At 60.3% G+C, this 6,287-nt stretch carries 9 protein-coding genes; all 9 read left to right on the top strand.

All coding sequences use genetic code 11. The features are described from left to right. The first annotated feature begins 319 nt into the window (after positions 1-319). Positions 320-1,132, top strand: coding sequence for a hypothetical protein (locus tag AB4043_RS15295; RefSeq protein ID WP_442303014.1), 813 nt, complete (start codon positions 320-322; stop codon positions 1,130-1,132). Between the two features lie 147 nt (positions 1,133-1,279). Then, a complete protein-coding gene (locus AB4043_RS15290; RefSeq protein WP_442303015.1) occupies positions 1,280-2,491 on the top strand; it encodes a P22 phage major capsid protein family protein in 1,212 nt (403 codons plus the stop codon). A 175-nt stretch (positions 2,492-2,666) separates the two neighbouring features. After that, positions 2,667-2,882 (top strand): hypothetical protein, encoded by a 216-nt coding sequence (locus tag AB4043_RS15285; protein ID WP_442303016.1) that lies wholly within the window; start codon positions 2,667-2,669, stop codon positions 2,880-2,882. A gap of 3 nt (positions 2,883-2,885) precedes the next feature. Beyond that, complete coding sequence (locus AB4043_RS15280; RefSeq protein ID WP_442303017.1) at positions 2,886-3,617, top strand: hypothetical protein; 732 nt, start codon at positions 2,886-2,888, stop codon at positions 3,615-3,617. Continuing rightward, positions 3,617-4,486 carry a hypothetical protein gene (locus AB4043_RS15275; protein WP_442307436.1) on the top strand — a complete coding sequence of 290 codons (870 nt, stop codon included), beginning with the start codon at positions 3,617-3,619 and terminating at the stop codon, positions 4,484-4,486. Before AB4043_RS15280 ends, AB4043_RS15275 begins: the two co-directional genes overlap by 1 nt. An 89-nt stretch (positions 4,487-4,575) precedes the next feature. Continuing rightward, complete coding sequence (locus AB4043_RS15270; RefSeq protein ID WP_442307435.1) at positions 4,576-4,884, top strand: hypothetical protein; 309 nt, start codon at positions 4,576-4,578, stop codon at positions 4,882-4,884. Between the two features lie 113 nt (positions 4,885-4,997). Continuing rightward, complete coding sequence (locus AB4043_RS15265; RefSeq protein ID WP_442303019.1) at positions 4,998-5,609, top strand: hypothetical protein; 612 nt, start codon at positions 4,998-5,000, stop codon at positions 5,607-5,609. Between the two features lie 59 nt (positions 5,610-5,668). Continuing rightward, positions 5,669-6,046 carry a GNAT family N-acetyltransferase gene (locus AB4043_RS15260; protein ID WP_442307434.1) on the top strand — a complete coding sequence of 126 codons (378 nt, stop codon included), beginning with the start codon at positions 5,669-5,671 and terminating at the stop codon, positions 6,044-6,046. Positions 6,047-6,049: 3 nt separating this feature from the next. After that, on the top strand, positions 6,050-6,287 hold a 238-nt coding region (locus AB4043_RS15255), incomplete at its 3' end, for a hypothetical protein (RefSeq protein WP_442307433.1).

Genomic DNA, 6,287 nt, shown 5'->3' with positions numbered 1-6,287 from the left:
ACGCAGGAAGACCTGAACAAAGGTCTATCGATCACGAAACTGGAGACCGACTCCAAAGAACGCATCGCCGCCGGCGAACAACGGATCCGCGAACTCGAACTATCCCTCGAAGCCGAACGCATCCAGATCGAAGCCTTCAAAGCCCAGGCCCAATCAATGCAGTCATAGAGCGGGCATCATCACTGGGTGCCCCATATCTGGCGGCCTTGTCGCCAGATGTGGGCAATCGCGCAACGCGCGATCCGTCTTCCCCAAGTTTTCCCCAAAGCCCACGGACGGCTTCCTCAGTCCGGCCCTTTCAATCCTTGGAGACCAACCCATGTCAGAAGACCTGCAACCGCAGGAACAACTCGCCGCGCCCGAAGACATCTCGGGTGAAATCGCTCCAGAGTCGGCGGCTGGAGACAACGAACCGCAACCCCCGGAAGAGACACCTCGTCCTCACAAAGGCGGATTCCAGCGCCGCATCGACAAGCTCACCCGTGAGAAGTCCGATGCGGAACGCGCAGCCGAGTTCTGGCGCACTGAAGCGCTGCGAACCAGGCAAGACCCCGCAGCCGTGAACGACGGCAAACCCTCTCCCGATCACTTCGAGACCCAGGCCGGGTACCTCGAAGCGCTGACCGACTGGAAGGTCGAGCAGCGTGAACGAGCCCACGAAGCCCGTCATCAGCAACAGCAGGAGGTTCATCGCCGGCAGGCACAGCAGGACAACTTCCTCGCGCGCGAAGACGGCTTTCGCGATGCAGCGCCAGACTACGACGCCGTCATCGCGCAGGCCATCGCGAGCGACACCCCCATGTCGCCCGCACTGTGGACTGAAGTGCAGGACCACGAACACGGCCCTGCACTTCTCTACTACCTCGCGCAAAATCCTGCCGACGCCGAACGACTCGCCGCGATGAGCTCCAATCAGGTGGCGCGTGAAATCGGACGACTCGAAGCGCGGTTCGTTCCCTCAGCCGATACGCCGCGGCAGCAACGCGCGGCGGCACCCGTGACCAGGGCCCCCAAACCTCCCTCCTTAGTAGGCAGGTCGACACGCACCTCCGAGAAGGATCCCTTCTCCGACGACATGTCCCCCGAAGAGTGGAGAACTTACCGGGCCAAACAGTTCCCCAACCTGCGCTAGAGCACGTATCGACATATCGGTGTTGTCAGAATTTTTCCCCAACCTTACCCACCCTAGCGTTGCGAGGGCGGGGCACCCAGGTAGGGAAACAACTCCCCATGTAGATACCGCTAAACGCACGTAACGGAACAGGAGAGATAGACCAACGTGGCGAATCAGCTTCTCACCATCAACATGATCACCAATGAGGCCCTCGCGGTTCTCGAGAACCAGCTCACCGCAGCCAAGTACATCAACCGCCAGTACGACGACTCCTTCGGCCGCTCCGACGCGAAGATCGGCGACACGCTGAACATCCGCAAGCCTCCGCGTTACATCGGCCGCACCGGCCAGGCCATCAGCATTGAAGACTCGGTCGAGACCTCGGTGCCCTTGGCCCTGACCACGCAGCGCGGTGTCGATATCCAGTTCAGCTCTTCGGATCTGGCGCTGCGTATCGACCAGTTCTCTGAGCGCTTCATCAAGCCCGCCATGGTGCAGGTGGCCAACGCCATCGACCTCGACGTGCTCATCCTGATGAAGAACACGACCTGGAACTCCGTCGGCGTCCCCGGCACCGCACTCACCAGCGGCGATATTCTGCTCGATGCCGGTGCGCTGCTCGATGACAACGCAACTCCGCGCGGCGACCTGCGTTCAGCCGTCTTCGGCGCACGCAGCTCCGCCAACGTCATCAAGGGCTTGAAGTCGATCTTCAACGACGGCAAGCGCATCAGCGACCAGTACAACACCGGCAACCTTGGGCCTCTGTACGGCTTCAAGACCAGCATGGACCAGAACGTGATCAAACACATCGTCGGTCCTCTCGGTGGCACACCGCTGGTCAACGGAGCCAACCAGACCGGCAACTCACTCACCACCGATGGCTGGACCGCTGCCGCGGCCAACCGTCTGAAGAAGGGAGATGTCTTCACCATCGCCGGCGTCTTCGCGGTCAATCCGGTCAGCCGTCAGACGACGACCCAGTTGCAGCAGTTCGTCGTCGTCGCGGACGTGAACTCCGATGCCGCGGGCAATGCCACCATCCCCATTGCTCCAGCCATCACGCCCACCGGCCAGTTTCAGAACGTGACCGTTGGTCCAGCGGACAACGCGGCCCTTACGATCGTCGGTACTTCCGGCGCCGTGACGGAACAGAACGTAGCCTTCCATCGTGACGCCTTCACGTTGGCCTGTGCCGACCTTCCGCTTCCCGGCGGTGTCGACATGGCCGCACGTAAGAGCGATCCGCAGACCGGTCTCTCCGTTCGCGCGGTGCGCGCCTACAACATCACCACGGATCAGTTCCCGCTTCGCCTCGACATCCTCTACGGCATCGCGGCTCTGTATCCCGAGTGGTCATGCCGCATCCAGGCTTAATCCGGCAGGGGCGGGGAGCAATCTCCGCCCCACTTTTTTCAAAGAGCGTCTTCATCACCTCTTATCCGAGGTACGGCTCTGGGTGCCCCATGTCCCGCGTTTGGGACGTGAGTATTCGAGCGAAGCTCGAACCGCCGTTTGCTCCTTCTCTCACCGATATTCCCAGGAACCCCCTTTGACCTATCCCAAGTACAAGTACCACGCGACCGAACCTCCCATCGTGGTTCACACCCGCGAAGAAGAATCCGCGCTCGGCAATGCATGGACGAATTCTCCTGCTGACCACGGCATCATCACCTGCCCATCCGCCGAACAGATCGACGCAACTGTGACGCCGCCAATCGCCAACTTCACACCACAACGCCGCAAACGCCGCACAACACAGGAGTAGAAGATGACCGCCCGCGATCTCATTAAAGGAGCCCTGCGTCTGATCGGTGTCATCGGCAGCGGGCAGGAGCCTTCCGCCTCCGAAGCCGCCGACGCCCTCGTAAGCCTGAACAGCCTGATCAGCACCTGGCGCACGGAACGCCTGATGGTCTTCGCCATCATGCCGCACAGCTTCCCGCTCGTGGCAGGCAAGAAGACCTACACCATGGGCCCAGGCGGAGACTTCGATACCGTTCGCCCCACGCGCATCGAGAAGGTGACACTCATCTACAACCAGGGCAGCAATCCGCCGCTCAATCTGCCCGTGCCGATCCTCAACATCGATCAGTACAACGCCTTCAGCGTTCCTGATACCACCAGCACCCTTCCGCAGTTCGTCTACATCGACAACGAATACCCGCTGCGCAACCTCTTCCTTTATCCCATTCCCAGCCTCGTCAACGCACTCAACCTCTACACCTGGGAACAGCTGACGCAGATCGCCACACTCGACGACGACATCACGCTGCCCGACGGCTACGATCGCGCTCTTCGCTACGGACTCGCCGTCGATCTCGCACCGGAGTACGGCATCGATCCACTGCCGACCGTCATTCAACGTTCGGTCGACGCCAAGGCCTCCGTCATGGCGCTCAACAACACCTACGTTCCGTTGTTGAAGAGCGATGCTGCCGTCACCGGCGCGCCCAACGGTTTCAACTACCTGACCGGTGACTCCGGCAATCAAGGGAACTGATGCAGCTCAAAGGATTCGTCAGCGGCGCCTACAAGCTGCAGAGCACCAACATCAACTGTCAGCGATGCGTAAACCTCTATCCCCAGCTCGATGAATCCGGCACCGGCAAAAACGTTGCTTCCCTGCTCGGCACGCCCGGGCTGAAGACCTTCGCCACACTCGATGCGGGCGAACATCCGGTGCGCGGCATGCTCACCACATCCAAAGATGGCCGCCTCTTTGCCGTTACCAGCACCACATTGTGGGAGGTGATGAGCGACGGAACCAGCATCAGCCGCGGCACGTTGAACTCCTCCGCCGGCTTTGTCGGCATTGCGGACAACGGCGGACAGTTGATGCTGGTCGATGGACCGAACGGCTACACCTACGACCTCGCAGCCAACACGCTGACATCGCTCGCGGACTTCGAAGCGAAYGGCGGCGGCAGCACCGTCACCTTTCTCGATGGCTACTTCCTCTTCACCCGGCCCAGGTCGCAGGTCTTCGTCATCACGCAGCCCTACTCGACCGACATCGACTGGACGATGTTTGCCTCTGCCGAAAGCTCGCCCGACGGCCTGCTCGTTGCACTCGCCGACAAAGAGCTCCTCTGGCTCTTCGGCACCAGCAGCGTCGAGGTCTGGTACGACTCCGGCGACGCCACCTTCCCCTTCCAGCGCACGCAGGGCGGCGTCATCCAGTTCGGTCTCGCCGCTGCCAGAACTCCAGTACGCCTTGCAAACACCATCGCCTGGCTCGGCAAGAATGAGCAGGGCCAGGGCATCGTCTACATGGCAAATGGCTTGGCGCCGCAACGCATCTCCACACACGCAATAGAACAAGACCTCGCCACCTACAGCACCATCGCCGACGCCACCGGCTACAGCTAGACTACGCCACCGGCAAGCTCTACATCCTCGACCGCTTCTCGTTGAACGATGCAGGCACGCGGATCACTCGCATCCGTAGCACACCGTTTGTGAGCGATGAGCTGAAGAACATCTTCTTCTCGAAGTTCTGGCTGGACATGGAAGTTGGACTCGGAGCCGATGGCGTTCCCATCGGTACGCCCGAGCCGCAGCTGATGCTGCGGTGGTCCGATGACGGCGGCCACAAATGGTCCGGCGAATACTGGCGCGGACTCGGAGCACGCGGCGATACCTATAAACGTGTGATGTGGTGGAGACTCGGCAGAACCCGCCAACGCGTCTTCGAGATCAAGATCACCGATGATGTGCTCGTTGCCATCAACGATGCCTTCATCGAGATGAAAGGAGGCGTCAGCTAGAGCATTTCTCCTCTTGCCGGGTATCCCGGAAGGAGCGTGCAGCGGCATTTTCATTGCGGAAAACGCCCATAGATACATAAGCCCCGCACTACACCTACAGGAGAAATGCTCCAATGCCGCAGAATCCCGACAGCCTCTCCGGTGCCCCTATCTCTACGCCTCTCTTCAGCGCCGACGGCCTGGTCTCACAGCAATGGGCACTCTGGTTCCAGAAGCTCGTCTACCGCGTCGGCGGCGGCAGCAGTACGCCTCTCAGTCAGATCAGCTCGGATGTTGCCGCGCTCCAGACCCATGTAGCAACCGCGGAAACAAACATCACTGCACTGCAAACCGGCGTTGCCGACCTCAACACTCGCGAGCTCGCGGACCGTGCAGACATCAACACACTGCAAACAACAGTCGGCGCTGACAGCGGTACATGGGCACCAACCCTGATTGGCGCAGCCGAAACCGGTGCCGTGAACTATGCGGGCTGGTGGAAGTCGATTGGCGAAGAGCTCTTCTGGGAGGTTGAGATCGATGCCACCGTAGGCACCGTCACTTTCACGGCAGCGCAGATCACCAACATGCCCCAACCCACCACCCGTCCAGGCGCCTTCGCCGCAGTCAACACCAGCGCCTACGCCGACTACGGCAACGGCATGGTCGCCGGCAACACAGCTTACCTGCCCAACTTCACCCTGACCTCTGCCAAAGCAATTTTCAGCGGACGGTATGTGAAGTGATTACCTTTCAGACCGAACGCCTCGCCGATTGCTGTCACGAGATGGAGCCGCTCTTCCCCTTGCACTACGCCGAAACGGGCGAGCTGGAGGGTGGCATCGACATGGCATGGGAACAGTACTTCGCCATGGAGCAGGCCGGCATGCTCTTCCTTCTCACTGCTCGCTACGACGGCAAACTCGTCGGCTACTTCGTCGGTATCGTCATGCCCAATCTGCATAACCGCAAACGCCTCGCCGCCGTCAGCGACATGTACTTCCTTCATCCTGATCATCGCGGTCACGCCGGTATCCGCATCTTTCGCGAGGTGGAACAAGCCTGGCGCGCGATGGGCGTTGAGYTCGCCACCATCACCTGCAAAGTCTCACGCAACTACGCAGCCTTATTCGAGCGCCTGGGATGGCGGCTCGAAGAAAAAGTCTTTATCAAGGAGCTTTGATCCATGTCCTTTGCATCAAGCCTCATCGGCGCTGGCATCGGCGGCGTCACCAAAGGGATTGGCTCGCTGATCGCCGGCAACTCCCAGGCGGATGCCTACCGCGACGCAGCCAATCAGGCAAATAACAAACTCACCGATACCTATAACCAGATCCGCACCGACTACACACCTTATACCTCAGTCGGCACGAACGCAGCGAATAAGCTCAACACCTACCTCAATACTCCGCAGACATTCAAAA

The sequence above is a fragment of the Terriglobus sp. YAF25 genome, assembly GCF_052113305.1.
GTDB lineage: Bacteria > Acidobacteriota > Terriglobia > Terriglobales > Acidobacteriaceae > Terriglobus.
Note: the sequence above shows the minus strand (reverse complement) of the source record. Positions and strands in the feature narration are given on the sequence as shown.

Bases quoted from the DNA above. Each gene is read 5' to 3' on its own strand.
- AB4043_RS15295 (WP_442303014.1), top strand. From the start codon at position 320: ATGTCAGAAGACCTGCAACCGCAGGAACAACTCGCCGCGCCCGAAGAC.
- AB4043_RS15280 (WP_442303017.1), top strand. From the start codon at position 2,886: ATGACCGCCCGCGATCTCATTAAAGGAGCCCTGCGTCTGATCGGTGTC.
- AB4043_RS15265 (WP_442303019.1), top strand. From the start codon at position 4,998: ATGCCGCAGAATCCCGACAGCCTCTCCGGTGCCCCTATCTCTACGCCT.